The sequence below is a fragment of the Bradyrhizobium hereditatis genome, from assembly GCF_020329435.1.
In the GTDB taxonomy this organism is placed as follows: domain Bacteria; phylum Pseudomonadota; class Alphaproteobacteria; order Rhizobiales; family Xanthobacteraceae; genus Bradyrhizobium; species Bradyrhizobium hereditatis.
In genome coordinates, this window is the sequence record NZ_JAGKJK010000006.1 from 275,093 (window position 1) to 292,791 (window position 17,699).

General features: G+C 61.9%; 21 protein-coding genes. 10 read left to right on the plus strand and 11 right to left on the minus strand.

Annotated elements, in window-relative coordinates; genetic code table 11:
- The first annotated feature begins 46 nt into the window (after positions 1-46).
- From J6524_RS16505 to J6524_RS16515, 3 genes are all read left to right on the plus strand, one after another.
- On the plus strand, positions 47-781 hold the full coding sequence (locus J6524_RS16505; protein ID WP_225672304.1) for a response regulator transcription factor: 735 nt from the start codon (positions 47-49) through the stop codon (positions 779-781).
- 424 nt (positions 782-1,205) lie between these two features.
- Positions 1,206-2,552: a type II and III secretion system protein family protein gene (locus J6524_RS16510; protein WP_376712029.1), complete on the plus strand. Its 1,347-nt coding sequence runs from the start codon at positions 1,206-1,208 to the stop codon at positions 2,550-2,552.
- Positions 2,549-3,253: a CpaD family pilus assembly lipoprotein gene (locus tag J6524_RS16515; RefSeq protein WP_225672306.1), complete on the plus strand. Its 705-nt coding sequence runs from the start codon at positions 2,549-2,551 to the stop codon at positions 3,251-3,253. Before J6524_RS16510 ends, J6524_RS16515 begins: the two co-directional genes overlap by 4 nt.
- 6 nt (positions 3,254-3,259) lie before the next feature.
- On the opposite strand, the gene J6524_RS16520 is transcribed toward J6524_RS16515, so the two are convergent.
- Genes J6524_RS16520 through J6524_RS16570 form a run of 11 tightly spaced genes read right to left on the minus strand, consistent with a single transcriptional unit; the run spans position 3,260 to position 11,774 of the window.
- Entirely contained in the window at positions 3,260-4,303 is a 1,044-nt protein-coding gene (locus tag J6524_RS16520; protein ID WP_225672308.1) for an EscU/YscU/HrcU family type III secretion system export apparatus switch protein, read from the minus strand.
- Positions 4,300-5,118 carry a type III secretion system export apparatus subunit SctT gene (sctT, locus tag J6524_RS16525; protein WP_225672310.1) on the minus strand — a complete coding sequence of 273 codons (819 nt, stop codon included), beginning with the start codon at positions 5,116-5,118 and terminating at the stop codon, positions 4,300-4,302. The genes J6524_RS16520 and sctT overlap by 4 nt, the downstream gene beginning before the upstream one ends.
- A 17-nt stretch (positions 5,119-5,135) precedes the next feature.
- The gene (locus J6524_RS16530; protein WP_225672312.1) at positions 5,136-5,411 is read right to left on the minus strand and encodes a flagellar biosynthetic protein FliQ; all 276 of its coding nucleotides are present in this window, start codon (positions 5,409-5,411) and stop codon (positions 5,136-5,138) included.
- A gap of 16 nt (positions 5,412-5,427) precedes the next feature.
- A complete protein-coding gene (gene sctR / locus J6524_RS16535) occupies positions 5,428-6,084 on the minus strand; it encodes a type III secretion system export apparatus subunit SctR (RefSeq protein WP_225672314.1) in 657 nt (218 codons plus the stop codon).
- On the minus strand, positions 6,077-7,171 hold the full coding sequence (gene sctQ / locus J6524_RS16540; RefSeq protein ID WP_225672316.1) for a type III secretion system cytoplasmic ring protein SctQ: 1,095 nt from the start codon (positions 7,169-7,171) through the stop codon (positions 6,077-6,079). The genes sctR and sctQ overlap by 8 nt, the downstream gene beginning before the upstream one ends.
- Positions 7,171-7,698, minus strand: coding sequence for a YscO family type III secretion system apparatus protein (locus tag J6524_RS16545; RefSeq protein ID WP_225672318.1), 528 nt, complete (start codon positions 7,696-7,698; stop codon positions 7,171-7,173). The genes sctQ and J6524_RS16545 overlap by 1 nt, the downstream gene beginning before the upstream one ends.
- Positions 7,674-9,014: a type III secretion system ATPase SctN gene (gene sctN, locus J6524_RS16550; RefSeq protein WP_225672320.1), complete on the minus strand. Its 1,341-nt coding sequence runs from the start codon at positions 9,012-9,014 to the stop codon at positions 7,674-7,676. The genes J6524_RS16545 and sctN overlap by 25 nt, the downstream gene beginning before the upstream one ends.
- Complete coding sequence (gene sctL, locus J6524_RS16555; protein WP_225672322.1) at positions 9,011-9,649, minus strand: type III secretion system stator protein SctL; 639 nt, start codon at positions 9,647-9,649, stop codon at positions 9,011-9,013. The genes sctN and sctL overlap by 4 nt, the downstream gene beginning before the upstream one ends.
- Positions 9,636-10,286, minus strand: coding sequence for a hypothetical protein (locus J6524_RS16560; RefSeq protein ID WP_225672324.1), 651 nt, complete (start codon positions 10,284-10,286; stop codon positions 9,636-9,638). Before J6524_RS16560 ends, sctL begins: the two co-directional genes overlap by 14 nt.
- Positions 10,287-10,311: 25 nt before the next feature.
- A complete protein-coding gene (gene sctJ, locus J6524_RS16565) occupies positions 10,312-11,190 on the minus strand; it encodes a type III secretion system inner membrane ring lipoprotein SctJ (protein ID WP_225672325.1) in 879 nt (292 codons plus the stop codon).
- 38 nt (positions 11,191-11,228) lie between these two features.
- On the minus strand, positions 11,229-11,774 hold the full coding sequence (locus tag J6524_RS16570) for a nodulation protein NolB (protein ID WP_225672327.1): 546 nt from the start codon (positions 11,772-11,774) through the stop codon (positions 11,229-11,231).
- 202 nt (positions 11,775-11,976) lie between these two features.
- Here J6524_RS16570 and J6524_RS16575 point away from each other — a divergent pair, with 202 nt between their 5' ends.
- From J6524_RS16575 to sctV, 7 genes are all read left to right on the plus strand, one after another.
- Positions 11,977-12,765, plus strand: a complete 789-nt coding sequence (locus J6524_RS16575; RefSeq protein ID WP_225672329.1) for a nodulation protein NolW — start codon at positions 11,977-11,979, stop codon at positions 12,763-12,765.
- Between the two features lie 117 nt (positions 12,766-12,882).
- On the plus strand, positions 12,883-13,122 hold the full coding sequence (locus J6524_RS16580) for a hypothetical protein (protein WP_225672331.1): 240 nt from the start codon (positions 12,883-12,885) through the stop codon (positions 13,120-13,122).
- A 197-nt stretch (positions 13,123-13,319) separates the two neighbouring features.
- Positions 13,320-13,544 (plus strand): nodulation protein NopA, encoded by a 225-nt coding sequence (locus J6524_RS16585; protein ID WP_225672333.1) that lies wholly within the window; start codon positions 13,320-13,322, stop codon positions 13,542-13,544.
- Positions 13,545-13,663: 119 nt separating this feature from the next.
- Positions 13,664-14,647, plus strand: a complete 984-nt coding sequence (locus J6524_RS16590; protein WP_225672335.1) for a SctD/MshK family protein — start codon at positions 13,664-13,666, stop codon at positions 14,645-14,647.
- 31 nt (positions 14,648-14,678) lie between these two features.
- The gene (locus tag J6524_RS16595) at positions 14,679-15,065 is read left to right on the plus strand and encodes a hypothetical protein (RefSeq protein WP_225672338.1); all 387 of its coding nucleotides are present in this window, start codon (positions 14,679-14,681) and stop codon (positions 15,063-15,065) included.
- Between the two features lie 72 nt (positions 15,066-15,137).
- Complete coding sequence (sctY, locus tag J6524_RS38270; RefSeq protein WP_512699567.1) at positions 15,138-15,482, plus strand: type III secretion apparatus assembly chaperone SctY; 345 nt, start codon at positions 15,138-15,140, stop codon at positions 15,480-15,482.
- Complete coding sequence (sctV, locus tag J6524_RS16605) at positions 15,479-17,641, plus strand: type III secretion system export apparatus subunit SctV (RefSeq protein WP_225672342.1); 2,163 nt, start codon at positions 15,479-15,481, stop codon at positions 17,639-17,641. Before sctY ends, sctV begins: the two co-directional genes overlap by 4 nt.
- The last annotated feature ends 58 nt before the right edge of the window (positions 17,642-17,699 follow it).

Consider the following 17,699-nt stretch of genomic DNA (forward strand, 5'->3'; position numbering starts at 1 on the left):
GTCGTCGAATCGAAAGCGACGCGCAGGTGCGGTGGGAGGGCGAGAGATGCGGGTGCTCCTGGTCGAGGATGAGCCGAAGGTCGCCGCCGTAATTTCCGATATCTTGAAATTCAATGGCTTCACTCCGGACTCGGTCGGCACCCTGGAGGATGCATCCGAGTCCGTCGCGGTTGTAACCTATGATGCGATCCTGTTGGATCGCAAATTGCCGGATGGCGATGGGCTGCATTGGCTCCGCCACCGGCGGCGGTCGGGATGGCTTGTACCTGCGCTGATCTTGACGGCCGAAATGGACAGCGTCGACGATCGCGTCGAGGGTCTGAACGCAGGTGCCGACGACTACATTTTGAAGCCCGTCAATATGGAGGAGCTGATCGCGCGATTGCGCGCTGTGCTGCGGCGGCCCACCCTCGCGTTCGGGCCGGTGATGCGTGCGGGCAATGTCGAGTTCGATCCCGCAGGACGGCAGGTGTGGGTGAACGGCACATCGGTGAAAGTGCCCCGGCGCGAGATCTGCCTGCTCGAAGTGCTGATGCGCCGGTTCGGACGTGTCGTGCCAAAGTCAGCGCTGGAAGAGAGCCTGTTCAGCTACGACAACGAAGTATCATCCAACGCGCTTGAAGTCGGCATTTACCGGCTCAGGACCCACCTTTCAAAATCGGGAGCAACGGTTTCGATCAGAACGGACCGCGGCATCGGTTACATTCTCGAACTCGTGCGATCGACAGTCGCCGACGCCAAACCTGCGAGCGACAAAAGCTCTGAGGTGTCTCGCGCCTGATGTAACAGAATCGTTTAGTCCGGGTGGCGGAAGCATGGCGGTCGAGCGGCAGTTTGATGAACGTGTGTTGTGTCGACCACACGTTGTTCCGTTTAGCGCTTCCGAAGCGTGCCGTGTGATGACGGCACATCGACGCGTCATTAAGATCAGAACGTGCAATCCAAAATTCCGTATTCAGTCATTCAGATCGGAGTTCCGGAACGCACGCTGGGACCTGAAGCTCATCCGAGCACCAGGAGTTGCAGTCGCGCTCACAACGCCTAGTGAAGCGTGATTCTCAAAAAGGCCGCGACAAGTGCTGAAGCGTCTTCGACCATCAAGAGCCTGGACATTATCGCTCTTCGTTCTTCTGGGCGCTTCCGGCAGCGAGACGTTAGCGGCCGAACAGCCAAACGTGCGCATAGTTCCGTTACGCAAGCCGGCGGTGCAAGACGTAGCTGCCGCCCCGGTCTCAGATCGCGGCCAGATTCCTGTGTCCGATCGCGGCCAGATTCGTCTGGATGTGTCGCGTGGGCAGACGATACGGCTTTCGCAGCCGGCCAAGACGATGTTCGTTGCCGATCCCGCAATCGCCGATATTCAGGCACCGTCCAACGATGCAGCCTTTGTCTTTGGAAAGAAGGCCGGCCGAACCAGCTTTTTCGCACTCGACGACAATCAGCAGGCGATCGCCGAATACGAAGTCATTGTCACCCAGCCGATCAAGGATTTGCGCGAAATGCTTCGGAGTGAGATCGGCGATTATGCGATCCAGGTATCGTACACGCCCAACGGCGCTGTACTGAGCGGCACGTTGCCGAATGCCACGCTGGCGGAAAGCGCAAAGTCCATCACGGCGCAGTTCCTGGGCCCGGGCGCTATCATTACCAACAAGCTGCGTGTTGCCGGCGCACTGCAGGTGAATCTTAAGGTCAGGGTGGCGGAAGTCGCAAGGAACGTCGCCAAGGAGTTCGGCCTAAATCTCAATGCGACGGCAGAGACGGGAAGTTTCCGTTTCGGTTTCGTGAACGGGCGATCCGCCATCGGTCCGGCGGGACAGGTCATTCGATCGCCGACCGGGGCCGGCTCCGCATTTGTTGGATTTAACGCGGGCGGCACGAACATCTCCGCTGTGCTCGACGCGCTCGCCGCCGAAGGCCTGGTCTCCATTCTGGCGGAGCCAAACCTCACAGCGGTTTCCGGCGAACCCGCAAGCTTTCTCGCCGGTGGTGAATTTCCGATACCAGTCGCCCAGGGCCTGGACCGTTTCAGTGTCGAATTCAAGCGTTTCGGCGTCAGCCTCGAGTTTATCCCGACGGTTCTCGCCGGCGAAATGATCAGCGTGCGGGTGAAACCGGAAGTGAGCGACATTTCCACCCACGGCCAGGTGCAGATCAATGGCTTCACAATACCGGCTCTTTCGACGCGGCGGGCCGATACGGTCGTTGAACTTGCGAGCGGGCAGAGCTTTGCGATCGGCGGCCTGATCCGAAGGAGCTTCAGCAATAATATCTCGGCATTCCCATGGCTTGGTGACATCCCGGTGCTCGGCGCGCTGTTCCGCTCGAGCAATTTCCAGAAGGATGAGACCGAGCTCGTCATCATCGTCACGCCCTACATCGTGCGGCCGGCCGCAAGCACGACGCAAATGCAGGCGCCGACCGATCGCGTGGCGCCGCCCAGCGACGTCGACCGTGTTCTTCTGAACAGGGTTGCGTCGCCGCCGCCGGGGCGACAGGCGCCCAAAGCGAAAGTGACGCGGCCACTTCAAGACGGATTCATTCTCGAATGACAAAGGGAACCCGGATGCGCGCGACCCTCACATTTCTGACTGTTGGCATGTTCGCGCCGCTGCTTAGCGCCTGTTACGCCTTTGTCGAAACGCCGCCGGCTGCCCTGGTCGAACCCGCGCCGCATGTGCTTCTGCTTTCCAGCGGCTCAGGCGGCGCATTGACGTCGGCGGACAGGCGCCGTCTGGAAGACTTCATCTATACCGCGAGCAATGGCCGGCTCGACGCTATCCACGTGCACGTGATCGGTAGCAATCCACGCGCCCGCTACGCTGTGGCGCGGAGCGCGATGCGGATGGGGGTCACGCCGTTCAAGGTGAAGGAGATCAACGAGCCGGCCGACGAGCGTTTCCGTTTCGCGGTCCGCGTCGTCGCGGTGCGCTACACCGCCATTCCGCCGGGATGCCCTTCGCTGGAGATCACGGCCTCGCCGAACGACAATCACTTCGAGCCGACGCTCGGCTGCTCGAATCTGGCGAACCTGGCCGCCACCGTCAATGACCCGAAGGATCTGCTCGTCAGCACAGCCGTGCCTTCATCAGACGGCGAGCGCGCGGCCATTCCGGTGACGCGCTATCGCGCCTTTAGCGGCAATGCCCCGCTCACGCCACAAGCGGGCGGGCGCGCAGCGACGGTGATCAGCGTGCCGCCTTCCAATCCCGCGACACCGGTGGGCGGCGCCGGCGCCGCGCCCGCCCAGTAGTGAGGGCTAGACGAGACCGGCGGCCAGCATGGCGCGCGCGACTCGTTCGAACTGTTGGCTTGCGATCGCGCTACCAAGCCGCGGTTTGCGCCGCAGGCTGCGAGCAAGCGCCGCTTCCGCAACAACGGGAATGCCGGCGGATGCTGCAACATCCAGGAGCGATTGGGCGGCTGCGCCTCTTGCGCGGCTGACCACGATCGGCACAGGCGTTTCACCCCTGATATAGCGAAGGCCGACCACCGTGCCTCCGCCCCGCACGAACAGGGTGGCACGGCGTGGACCCATCGGAGGTTCGCGAGCCTGCTCCTCCCGTTGACGCCGGCGCGTGCTGCGCACCAGCGGATTGCCTTCCTGATCCTGCCGTTCGCGCTTGCTCTCGGTAATCGTCATGCGCATCTCGCGCAGGAACAGCCAGCGCTGGAGCACAATGTCGACCAGGCCGGTCGCCAGGAGGAAAGCAATGCCGATGCCGAGCAGCAATTGGGCCATGCTGCCAAACACGAAGCCGATGCAGCCTTCGCCGCAGATCGGCAATCGAACGAGCGTGTTCAGCGTGCCCGCCACGACGATGATCAGGGTAGATCCAAGCAAAACGCCTTTCACGATAGTCTTCGCAAGCTCGATCCAGCTTTTGAGGCCGAAGATGCGCTTGAATCCGGCTACGGGATTGATGTGTTCCAGACTGGGGGTCATCGGCGCAAGCGAGAACAGAAATCCGCGATTGATGGTGAGATTCGCGAGCATCGCCGCAGCGACCGCGATTGCCAGCAGCGGCAGGACCGTGCGCCACCACAGCGCGAGCAGTGCCGCGCCCAGTTGCGGCAGCGCCACCTGGAACGGTTGATTTTGCACATCGATGGCGAGCAGCAGGGCTTCTCGCCAAAGGGCGACGATATTACCGGCAAATGACCACAAATATGCGATTGCGGCGACGGCGCCTACCGCGCTGACGAAGTCGTGGCTGTGGGAGATCTGGCCTTTCTCGCGCGCGTCCTGAAGCTTCTTCGGCGAAGCCGGGAGCGATTTCTGCTCGCTGGTATCATCGCTCATTGCAAGAACCGTTCGATCTGGCTTTTGATGCCGTGCGCTCCTGCAAGCTCGCCGCGCATATAATCCATGAGGTATGTCGCATAGATACCGATGAATACCACGAACACGACGTTTTTCAGGGTAGGCGGCAGATCGTAGGCGTTCAGTTGCGGGGCGGAGCGACTGATCAGCATCACCGACAGATCCAGTAGCAGGAACAGCGCTATGACCGGGCCCCCGACCAGCAGGGCGTATGACAGGATGTGATCAAGCGTCTTGGCAATCGACAGGGCGCTGTCGAGGGTGAGCTTCGGCATAAAGCTCATCAACGGCCAGATGGCATAGCTGTCATAGAGGGTGCCGGTCAGGATGCGCATGCCGTCTGCAGCGACGAACACGGCAATGGCGCTGATGCCGAGAAAAACGCTCAGCGACGACGCCTGCGAGCGCGTTGCAGGATCGGTGGCGTCCTCGTTGGTCACGCCTCGCTGCTGGTCAATCAGTTCGCCCACTGCCTGAACGGCCCAGAAAGGTACGCCGAACAAGAAGCCGATGAGGCTGCCAACCATCAACTCCTTCATTGCGATCAGTACGAGCCGGGCGCTCTGGTGCGATCCGAGGGCGGCGATGCTCTCGGTCGCGTGCCACATCACGGGAAGGCCGAGGGCGAGCGCAAAGCCTATGCGAAGGATGCCGCCGAGTTCCGCCTTGGTGAACACGGGAAACACCAGTGCGACGCCGAGAGTTCGCATGGCGGCGATACCAAGCCCTAGCAACGCAGCCAACGCGCCATCGATGAATTGCTGAAAATCCGCCGATGAAAACAGCGAGGTCATCGCGGCCGACCCGTCCGTCACGAGCGGGTGGTAAGTGCCGGGAATTCCGTGAACAGGCGCCGGGCATGATCGATCAGCGGGCCGGCGAGCAGCGGCGAAAGCAGGCCGAGAACGGCAACAACGACGAGGAGCTTGACGGTCTGCGGCAACGTCTGATCCTGAATTTGCGTAGCGGCCTGCAGGATGCCGACGATCAGTCCGGCGAGCAGCGCTGCCAGCAGCGGCGGCAGCGTCAGCACGAGAAACAGGCTGAGCGACGTGCTCATGTGCGTCAAAATGCCGGCTTCTTCCATGGATAGCGTCCCTTGGCTATTGCGCGTAACTCAAGACCAGCCCGTGTATCAGCCGCGACCAGCCGTCGATCGCGATGAACAGAAACAGCTTGAACGGAACCGAAATCACTGTCGGCGAGACCAGCGACATACCCATCGCCATCAAGATGGTCGTTACCACGAGATCGATGGTGATGAATGGAAGGTAGAGCAGGAAGCCGATCTCGAACGCTCGCTTGAGCTCGGCGAGTAGAAAGGACGGGGCAAGAATCGATAGTTCATCCTCCGTGGCGCGATTGCGCATATCCACCGGCCATACACGTTCAGTTGCGGAAAGAAAGAACTGCCGCTCCTCCGGCCTGGTAAAGCGCTTCAGATAGTCGCGCACCGGCTCCTGGGCGCGCTTGACCGCGATGCCCCAGTCGTCGAAGGTTTTGTACTGCAGGGTCGGATCATTGAGTTGTATGTATACCTGCTCGATGATTGGCGAGCTGATATAGACGGTAAGAATCAACGCCGCGCCATACAAAACGATGTTCGGAGGTACCTGCTGGACGCCAAGCGCGTTACGGACGAGGAACAGCACGACTGATATCTTCAGGAACGAGGTCGTCGTGACAACGACGAACACCAGCAACCCGAGCCCGAAGGTGATTGCGATGAGCGCGAGGATACCGGGCTGTATGTCAGCCATGGTCGAACAGGCGAATGAGGCGAACGCCGAGACCGTCGCCGACACGCACGATCTCGCCACGCCCAATGCGGCGCCCATTGGCGACAATGTCGACAGGATCATTCGGCGATCGCCCGAGCGCAAAAACATAGCCAGGCGCTATCGTGCGGAGTTGCTCAAGCTCGACCGTCTGACGGCCTAGCTCGAAGGTTAGCTGAATCTCAAGGTCGCCAAGACTGTCCGTCTCGACGGCGCCGGGCGCAGTCTTGCCCTCCATCGCATTGATCTCCTGAACGGGGTTGTGGTGCTGAAGCATGGATCGTACGTAGGCCCCGGTCTCGTCCAGGCGTGCGATCGCCCGATATCGATGCCCAAACGTGAGCGCGGCCTCACCGCGCTCGAATGGAAACTCATCGGGTAGCAGCACGTCACCATGGTGCAGGTCTTGCAGTGTGCGGAGCGGTAGACGCACTGCACCCGCGCAGAGGACCGCCACCACCGGCACGATCGTCTTCGCAAGCGGCAATGGCGCCGGGGCCGCCTGCTGGAGCAGCTTCACGAAGTATTCGAGGGCAGGACCGTCCAGTTCGAGTCCAAGCTCGAAAGGAGCGCCGTTCAGAACTCCGTGGAAGAGAAGTCGGCGCCATGACGGATCAGGCGCGAAATCGCACGATGCGCGGTGGCATGACCGAATCCGCAGTGACATTCCGGTCGCAGTCTCGATCTTCTCCAACAGGGAGGCGAAAGCAAGCTCGAGCAGCATAGACAAGGTTGGCTCGCCTGGCGGATCGTCGGAAAGCCCGGGTTGGAGGCGGTCGAGGAGACGGCGCACCGTCTCGCAGGCAAGCGTCGCTCTCGCGTGGGCGTCGCCCCAACTGCAGCTCACTTCGAACCAATCATGGTTGGCGGTCAGGGGCTCGATCACGTAGGTGGGGGAAAGGTCGATCTCGACCGGCAGACCGTCGATCGACCCGTGAAACGGTGCACGGCGGATCGAGCACGCGTTCAGCACAGCCAAGTCCGACGGTTCGCACAACATACGCGGCTGCCATGGCGTGACATCGGGGAGGCGCTGGGGATGGAATGCAAGCGCGCCATGGGAGTCCATCATTGCCGTTCGCTCCAGGCGCTGGGTTTGTTCGAATACCGGATGCTGCTCTGTTCTTCCGTATCCAGCTCGTCAGTCAACTCGAAATGAGCGCGGATGGCGTTCTCAAGCTTCTCCTGCAGCAGGTGTAATTTCCTTACCTCGCGAGATCGCGCGCGATACTCGGCGGTGGATCGGAGCAGGGCCTGCTCGCAATGCAGAAGCGTCGCGCTCGCCGCCTCAGCCAGACGGTTTGCATCCGTCACCGCTTCGGCCAGTCGGTCCAGTTGATCCTGGCCGCGATACAGCGCGTCGACTGCAACGCTCGCGTTGCATGCGAGATCGCGATAATATTGCTGTTCGCCGCGGATCCGATCGTCCTGCGCGCGAGCAAGCGAGGCTGCCGCCACCTGAACTGCCTTGCGCGCTCTATCGCGCGCCACGGCATCGGCCTGCATGAGACGGAAGGCATGCTGTTCGCGAATCGTACGGATGCGCGAAAGCACGTTCACGTTGGTCATGCTCACGAGGCGAGGCGCGTCATCCACCGTCTGGTTTCCTCGAAGCTTGTCCGTTCGTCGGCCGGCTGCCGCAGGAAGGATCTGATATCATTGATCTTGGCCACGGCTTCATCGGCAATTTTGTCCGCGCCTTGCTTGTATTCGCCGACCTGAATCAGAAACTCGATCTCGGCGTAGCGGGCGAGCAGCGTACGCAACCTTCCGGCATCGACGCCATGTTGGCGGGAGATCACTGCTTCCATCAGCCGGCTGCGGCTTGCGAGGATGTCGATGGCGGGAAAATGGCCTGAACTCGCGAGCGCACGCGACAACACAATGTGGCCGTCAAGAATACCGCGCGTCTCCTCCGCGATCGGGTCGCCGGTGCCGTCGCCTTCGACGAGGACTGTGTAGAAGGCGGTTATCGAGCCGCGCTCACCCATGCCAGCGCGTTCGATCAGTTGCGGCAGGGTGGCGAAGATCGATGGCGGGAAACCGCGCCGGGCGGGCGGCTCGCCCGCGGCGAGGCCGATTTCGCGGGCCGCGCGTGCAAAGCGCGTGAGGCTGTCGATCAATAAGAGAACGCGACGGCCGCTGTCGCGGAAGTGCTCGGCAATGGCGGTCGCGGCATAGGCCGCCTTGAGCCGTTCGATCGGGGACCGGTCCGACGTGGCGACGACGAGCACCGCCCGCTTCAGTCCGTCGTCGCCGAGTTGCCGCGTGATGAACTCCCGCACCTCGCGACCACGTTCGCCGATCAAGCCGATGACCACGACATCAGCATCCGCATTCTTGACGATCTGGGCGAGCAGCCAGGACTTGCCGCTTCCTGGTTCGCCGTAGATACCGATCCGTTGGCCTTCGCCACAACTGAGCAGACCGTCGATGGCGCGCAATCCGACGTGGAACGTACGATCGATCAACTGCCGTGACAGCGGATTGGGAGCGGGACCATGCAGGGAACGCGCACTTTCGCGGCGATTGATCGGCGTCCCGCCGTCGAGCGCGCGCCCGAGGCTGTCGATGACGCGTCCAAGGAGTGCATCGCCTACTGGGGTCGTCATGCTTCGGCCGGTTGGTATCACCTCGCTGCGCATTGACAGCCCATGCAATTCGCCGATTGGCGTGAGCAGCGCGCCCGTGCTGGTGAAGCCAATGACTTCGGCAGTGATAGAATGCCCGGCCTGTGCGTCAGCGATGGTGCACAATTCCCCGATGCGTACGTTTGGTACGACCGCATGGACAAGCGTTCCGACTGCCTTGGTGAGGCGGCCCCTGATCGGTCGCGTGTCGATCTGCTTGACGGCGTCACGGAGCCGCGGCAATTGCGACGCGAAGCGAATCGATAACCGTTCCTCCGTCATGAGGCACGTTGCCAATTGGCGCCAGCGATCTCGATCGCGCTTAGCCGTTGCTGCAAGTCGTTGCGCAGGGCACGGCTTTGCGCGGCAAGACCGACGTCAATATTTCCGGTTTGGGTCACGATCTGGCAGTCGCCGGGCTTGATGCCGGCGTCAGCCTCCACACGCAGCATGCTGGCGTCGCCGGAGCCGTCTTCGTCAAGCGATCGGCGGAGCGGCTCGGCCATCTCGGGCGCGACGCGCAGGCGAATGTCGGTTCCTGCCAGGGTGGTCATCGCCTGCCGGACAGCTCGCGTCACGAATTCGGTCTCATCGAACGTACCCAGAATGCGCTCCACGATGACGATGATCATGGACGGAACGGCGCGTTCGATTTCATTGAGGTAACGCGCGGCCTCCCCGGCCAGGCTCGCGGCGACTTGCGCGGCCTCTTTAGCTCCCGCCTCGCGACCCTCAAGAAGCCCGCGCTGCTTTTCCTGCTCGTAGGCAGTATGGGCCAGGTCTTGCATTGATTTCAGATAATGGTGTGCGGCTTCCACCGCGCGAGTCGCCTCGCGCCAGTGATTGAATTCCTCGGCTCGCACAACCGGGCCGCATGGCTTCAACTTGGGGCGTGCCGGCGGCTCAATTGGGGACATTCGTCGAATCGTCCAGTTCTGAAAGCACAGGATCCATCAGGCCGAGTGCGAGTGTCCGCTGCACGTCGGTCCATTCGGGAGGCTCGGCGCTTTCGGGCGGAAGCCGGACATGCAGTCGCTGTCGCATTGGCGGCATAAAGGACGAAATCCAGACGCTGAGACACGCATATCCATCGCGCCTGATGTGTTCGGCCAAAGCGTCGGGGCCGACGGAACGCAGCGCGGGCGCGATGCCGTCGCGGCGCAAGCCGAACGCGTGGGCACGTTGGCCGATATGAGCGATCAGACTGGCAACGTCGCGGCCGCGTATCATTTGGCGCAGTGAGAGCGCGTGCCATGCGGCTCCTGCCAACGATGACGCTTGCGTCAGATCGGCGCGGAACAGACGCTCGAATGTTGCCCGTTGTTCCTCGAGGTCGGTCGTGTCCTCCGGCGGTGTGTCATTTGAACCGGCGATCTGCTGAATCAACAATGGCGCAAGCCGGTCATGGAGACGCGCGCAGCTCTGCAGTCGGCGGATCAGGGGGGCGGAAAGCCTGATATCGAGCACATCAGCCAGTCTGCGCGGATGAGCGGCGAGAACCATCATCGTCGCATGCGATGGTACTTCCTGGGTTTCGGAGCGTAGGCTCGACATGAAGTCCTCTGCCGGGATGCCAACCTCAGGCCGCACGTTGCGCAACTGTCCGATCAGCGTCGCGATCATTCAGGGAGAGACGCTCGATTTTCGCCGGGGCACTTTGTGGTGCGCCGGCCGCGTGTGGCAAATCGCCTTGTGTGCGCCGCCCCTGGCGGCGGCCGAGCCAGAAGGCCGAGGCGCCCGTCAGGAGCAGCGCGAGAAGGCCCGCAAGCGAAAGGTAGAGCGCCTGAAACCCGCCATCGGCCGTCCGCGGCGCCATGAGGCCGGCTGCAGTTGCCGTGCCGACCGTTCTCGGCGCAGCAGCTTCGATGGCAGGTCGTTCCACCGGCACGAGCACCACCGACACCTTCTCGTAGGACAAGCCCTCGATGCTGTTCGCCACCAGCATCTTGACGTGCGGCAGCAATGATTTCAGCGGTGCGCGGGCATCATGACGAATGAACACTGATGCAGATGACGGCGTCGCGTCCTGGCGCAAAAGGTCGTTCTTCGGAAGAACCACATGAATTCTGGCCGAAAGAACGCCGTCGATATCGGAGATCGTCCGCGACAGCTCTTCGCTCAGCGCGTAGATGAACCGCGCGCGTTCCTCCGTCGGCGACGAAATCAGGCCGCTGCTCTTGAAGACCTCTCCCATGTTGGTGAACGTCCTGCGTGGCAGGCCGTTCGCCTTGAGAAGTTCGATTGCCTGCGGGAGCTGGCGCTCTTCGACGCTGATCTGGCTGGTTCCGTCCTTGGCGAACGAGCGCTCGGCGGCGATGCCGTATTTGTGCAGCAGCGCAATCATGTCGTTTGCTTCGCGCTCGTCCAGCTTGGAGTAGAGCTCCGTCTGGCACCCAGCCAGCGCACAGAGCATCAGTGCGAGCACAGCGGGCTTCACCATTGAACGGACGGCAATCATGTGCGTCTCCGCTTGAAATCAGAGAGTCTTGCCGCAGCTCACGCCGAGGACATCAACTTGTTCATCGAGGTGGTGAAGGCGCCGGTGCTCTTGGTCATCAGGCCGACTTGAATGGACTGTTGATAAACCTGTTCGAAGTTACGCAGCATGACGTCGAAGGCATCGGTCGGCCTGGCGGCGCCATTGAGCGGCGCTGCGGCAGGGCCACGCGGCAGTCCAGCGCCGGCGAGGCCAACGGCCGGAGAATCGGCCGCGTTATGCGCATTGGCCGTGCGCAGCCGCTGGTCACCACGATGGAGAGCTTCGAGCCGGTCCAGTACGTGGTGTCCCATTCCGTCCTGTGGATTTCTCGGCAGCGACGTTAGCTGATATTCGCGTACCGCTGCCAGACGCGTGGCTTCGGGCCGGCTTTCTTGCCCGCGCGCGGATGCATGCGATGTCGCCACATTTGTCGCATCCGACGATGCATTTGCGACCACACGGGAGAATGCTCCGGCGGCATCGCTGGTCGGCGCGGCGTTTCCCGATAGCGGTACAGTATTGGAGACTGCCCCGTTGATGGTCGTCAGCGGATCAGGGAACATGTTTCGGCTCGGCTTGACATCTGAGGGCTGGCTTCGTGGCACGCACAGTACGAAAGAAGCTATTGAGGCTAGCTGACCGGAAAGTGACGAACTCGTCGGGCTGCTGTTCCGGTGCTCACGCCATCGATTTGACTTATGTCATCGCTTCGATATCTCCGTCAGATAACGATCAAAACCACGAGCCTACATAAACGACGGGCATATGACGTCACGAGCGATCCCCGATCAGAGTTTCGGCGCCACACATCGCTGGGGACGCCGTTCTGTTGCTGCGAGCGTCGTTGCCGCCGTAGCCGCGGTCGTAGCGCTACCTTCGACAACGCACGCGGCGCAGCTCAAGCTACCGGACACCACCTATACCTACACGGTCATCAACCAGGATCTGTCGGCGGCGCTTCAGGAGTTCGGCAGCAACCTCAATATCAAGGTCAATGTGAGCCAGGAGGTCCGCAGCCGCATTCAGGGCCGGCTGCCCGATCTTCCGCCGCTAGCCTTCCTGAACAGGCTCGCCGCACTCTATAATCTGGAGTGGTACTACGACGGGCAGGTGCTGCATGTCACCTCCGCCCGGGAGTCGCAAAGCAGGCTGCTTGTGCCCGGTCCAGTACCGTTTGAACGACTTGCTTCGACGCTTGCGGCGTTCGACGTCGCCGATGAGCGATATGCCGTGCGGCCGGCTCCGAACACCCAACTGGTTCTCGTCACCGGGCCGCCGCGCTTTGTGGCCTTGGTCGAGCAAACGCTCAACGGGCTGATTGCCGAGGAGCAGGCGCGTCCGAAGCCAGCTGAAGCGCGAGTGGGACCGCCGCCGTCGCCGCGTGAAACCTTTCTGACGGTGTTTCGCGGCTCTCAGACGACGATCTTTCGCAACGGACGGTTGGAAGCGACGTTTGGCTCCAACGAGTCCTCCGATGCATCCAGCGGGCGCGAGCAGTCGGGTGGACGTGACGGCGATCCCAATACGCCCAGCCGCCACGATAACTCGCGCTGACCGTCCTCGCGCCGCTTATCCTTATCCTCCCCAAAAAATTGACCTCTCGTCAGCTTCCTGAAAGCTGGCGCTCATAGCGTGACGCGCCATGAGGTCTGTTGCGAGGGAGAATTCGTCATGGGTGTACTCGGAGCGGTTGGACAGATCGCGGGCGGCATTTTCGGTGGCCCGATCGGCAGCATGGTCGGCGGCGCGGTCGGTGGCGCGATCGAAGGCAATGGCGGCGGTGGTGGCGGCGGAGCTTCCCAGGCGTTCGAGGCGGAACTGCAGAAAGCGATCGGGATGATGTCGGTGCAGCCGCTCATGGACATTATGGACATGGGCCGGGAAGCGCTGGAGGAAGAAGAGGATTCATAAGGTTAGGGCGTTGTTCGCAAGGGACATGCGCCCGGACAGGTGCAATTCGAATGGCTGGATGCCTTCGGAGCACAAGGCATCAGGTTGCGGCCTTCGCGCGGCGACCCTGGTGGCGTTGCGCTAGCCATCGACATCGATCGAGGCCATGGCGTGACGAAGACGCGAAGACATCAAGGATCAACGACAGGAGATGAACTATGGGCGGACTACTTGGTGGTGTCGGCAACATCGTGAACGCGGCTGCAGGCGCAGTTGCTGGCGGTAACGGCGGTGGCGGAGCGGCCGGCGGCGGAGACTTCCAGGCCATGATGGACCAGCTCAAGCAGACATATCAGGAATCCATGCAGAAGAGCATGGAACTGCGCCGTGTGCAGGTCGATCAGAACACGCAGAAGAAAGTGGCCGACGAGCGCGTTCAGTAACCGTTTGGCTTCAACATCGCGGTGCGCGCGTCAACGCGCGCGCCGCTCACGCGCATTACCCCGCCTCAAGGCAGCCTTGCAGAATGCGGGGCTTCCAGCCATGAAATTCGGAGCGAACGATGTCATTGCCGTCCAATTGCCTGACAATGTCAATTGAGTCCGGGCTATACGCCGGTTCGTCGCATGAGCTCTCACCGGGGCGTTACACGATCGGAAGCGCGGTGGACGCCGACATCGTCCTGATGGAGACCGACGTCGAGCCGCTTCATGCCCTGATCGATACCTCCGGGCCCGAAATCCAAATCGAGGCGCTGGCTGGCCGAATCTCGATCGGCGCGCAGAAAGTTCTCGCCGCCGGCGCGCGGCAGCCTGTGGCAACGCCTTTGCGAATGAACATCGGCGCTGCGCAGCTGCACTTCAGCCGCGCCGACGGCTCAGGGCTGCAATCGCGAGGCAGCCTGTTCGGCGCTTCGATGCCGCGGTCGCGCCTCCTGGTGGGGGCGGGACTGGTCAGCATCGTGTCGATCGCGCTGGTGATGCACTCGCTGGCCGACGTGCCGATCTCGCAAACGACGGGCGCATTTCATGGCGACGTTCGGCAGGCGTTGTTCGTATCAACGGCGAACGTACCGGATATCCTGCCGGTGGTCGCCAAGGAAGCCGCGCCGCGCGAGCGGGAAGCTGGCCACAACGTCCCTGATCTGGCATTCGACAAAGTCAAGGCTGCAGCGGACGCCATGCGGGCCGAAGTCGAGCGCATGGGCATTCTGAATGTCCTGATCGAGCCTGGCGTCGGGATCGTCGCAGCGACCGGCACCATCGATCCGAAGGCCGCGGCGCAGTGGCAGACAGTTCAAAGGTGGTTCGATGAACGCTTCGAAGGCGACATCACGCTCGTGAATGGCGTCAGCATCAAAGCGGAAAAAGTGCCGGTGTCGTTGTCCATCGAAGGCGTGTGGCGCGGAGATCATCCGCACCTCCTGATCAGAGGCCAGAAGTACCTCGAGGGTGCGCTGCTCGATGGCGGCTGGGCGATCGAACGCATCGAGGCCGAAAGAGTGCTGTTGCGGCGCGAGGGCAAGCTTGTTGCCGTTCGCTACTAATGTGATGCATTCACCTTAACCGGTGCGGATGATGCCAAAGCTGACCAGCCTGCCACCTGGTGTGCGCCTCGACGCGGCGATCGAACGCGCGCTCGCTACGCCAGGCCTTGATGGCGTCACCCGAAGGCATCTGGATGAAGCGCAAACCATCATCTCGCAGGTCGATCGAACCAGTGCCATCTCCGGCTTTGCCGGCCGGAACTTGGTCGAAGCGTTAATGACGTTTGTGATGCCGCGATTGCGCAATCCACACGTCCTGCAGGCCGAGCGCCATCGTGCGCTGCTCGAACAATTGCAGTCGGATCTGGTCGGGAGCACCGATGATCGAATCGTTCGCGAGGGGGTATTGACCATCCGACGTGAGCTCAAGCGACTGTCGCAGTTGCGCCAGAACAGCAACAGCCTGGTCGAAGGTTAGCCCAGCATGCGCGGCTTAGTGCGGAAGCCCGGTCCCCTCGACGATCCGCTGCAGCCAGGTTCCGGCGTCGCAATGGTCGGGGCCGACCAGCGCGATCTGCTCTGCGCGCTTTCCTACGTCTATGTGGCGTGTGGACAGTGCCGCCGCGCGCTTGCCCTGCTGCGTCTTGTCGAGCGCGAGCGGCCGGACGATGTCGAGGCAATCAGGCTGCTGGCGTATGCGCATCTCGCAAACAAGGACGGCGCGGCAGCGCTCGCGGCCATCGATCGCCTGGAAGCGCTCGACTCTGATCCGGCATCGAGGGCGCCGCTTCTGCTGCTGCGAAGCCATGCGCTCCGTCTCGAGGGGCAGACGGCTGATGCCCGCCGACAGTTTGATCAGTTTGTGGTTGCCCGGTCGCAAGGAGGCCGCGGATGATAGAAAGATTGAAGACGCTGGTCACGCGGGCTCCCGGGAGCCCGGATCTGATGATCGCGCTGGTGCTTGTCCTCACCGTCGCAATGATGATCCTGCCGATGCCGTTGCTGCTGGTCGATCTCCTGATCGGCTTCAATCTGGGATTTGCAGTTCTGCTGCTGATGGTGTCGCTCTATGTGCTGAGCCCGCTCGAGTTCTCCACGCTGCCGGGCATCATTCTGCTGTCGACGGTCTTCAGGCTGGCGCTCACCATCACCACGACGCGCCTCATTCTCACCCAGGCCAATGCAGGTGACATTGTCCGGACGTTCGGCGAGTTCGTCATCGCCGGCAGCGTTCTCGTCGGCCTCGTGGTCTTCCTCATCGTCACGATCGTGCAGTTCATAGTAATCGCGAAGGGTGCGGAGCGAGTCGCCGAAGTGGGCGCGCGTTTCATTCTCGATGCGCTGCCGGGGAAGCAGATGGCGATCGACGCCGAGCTGCGAAACGGCGACATCGACCAGACTGAGGCACGACGCCGGCGCGGCCGCCTCGAGCAGGAAAGCCAGCTCTACGGCGCGATGGACGGCGCCATGAAGTTCGTCAAGGGCGACGCCATCGCCGGGCTGGTCGTCATCGTGGTGAACCTGATTGGCGGGATTGCGGTCGGTACCCTGAGCCGCGGCATGCCGTTCGTGCAGGCGGTGCGCGAATACACGCTGCTGACAATCGGCGATGCGCTGATCTCGCAGATTCCGGCATTGATGCTCTCGATTACCGCCGCGACCGTTGTCACGCGGGTTACCGGCGACAGCAAGCTCGATCTCGGACGCGATATCGCGGGTCAACTTTCTGGAGATCGGCGCGCGCTGCGGCTCGCTGCGATCGTTCTGCTTGCCATGGGCTTGGTGCCGGGATTTCCAACCGCCGTGTTCATTGTACTGGCGCTTGTGTTCGGCGCGGCAAGCCTGGCTGCACGAACGAGGTCAATAGACGGGGAGGGGGAGGTTGCTTCCTTCAAGGAAGGAGTCGGGGCTGCAGCCGAGACACGTGGGGGCGCCCAGCCGCGTATGCGAGAGACGAGCCAGGCGGCGCCGGCGGAAGCACCGGCGGTCGTCGTACTGCTGGCGGACAATCTGCGCTCCATCGCAGAGCTGCAGAATTTGCGATCGAAGCTGGATGCTTCCCGTACCGGTTTGGCTGATGCGCTGGGCATCCTGATCCCGGAGGTAGGCATCGCTTTCGATCCGGCGCTTGGCACATCACAATTTCGCATCGAGGTGGAAGGTGTGCCGGTCGAGGAGGGGCACGTTGATCCGCAGCGGCTGTTGTTATGTGACGATCCCGTGAATTTGGAACTCGCCGGAATTCCGGCACACATCGATGGCGACGCCAAATCCTCCACTCAGATCTGGATCGATGTGGCACACGAGAATTCGCTATCGGCGGCAGGCATCGGCTACCAGAACTGCACGGAAGTCATTGCCGCCCGCACGCGGGAAGTGCTGGCGCGCAATGCTGCTCGATTTATCGGCATTCAGGAAACAAGGGCGCTGCTCACACGGCTGGAAGGCCGTTACGGCGATCTCGTCAAAGAAGTGATACGCACGACACCGGTACAGAGAATGGCCGAAGTGCTGCGGCGCCTGGTCGACGAGGGCGTTTCGGTCCGCAATCCACGGCTGGTTCTCGAAGCGCTCGCCGAATGGGGCGAAAGGGAGCCCAACGTTGTCCTTCTGACGGAGTATGTCCGCGCCGCGCTGAAGCGACAAATCTGTCACAAATATGCCAATGCCCACAGGATCGTGCCTGCTTACCTGATCGAGCGCGCTGCGGAGGATAGTATTCGTGGCGCCGTTCGCGACACCGCAGTGGGTCCTTATCTCGTTCTGGAAGACAAAATTTCGGAAGGGCTGCTGGAGAGGGTTCGCCGCATCGGAGCGAATGCACATTCGGATCGCAATCGGCCGGTGATCTTGACGTCAATGGATATCCGCCGCTTCGTCCGCGGATTTCTCGTGCGCAACGGTCTGGACATTCCGGTCCTTTCGTATCAAGAGTTGGCAAGCGATTTTACCATTCAACCGGTCGGCACGATCGGGCTCGCTGGCAGCTTTGGTTCCGATTCGGCTCCGCAATCTGGATCGTTTCCGCAAGGTGTCGTGCCGGCCGTCGGCTGACCGCATGGCTGATAGCCGTGAGGTGCGTGTTGAGTCAGTGTGCGCAACGGTTGGGAGC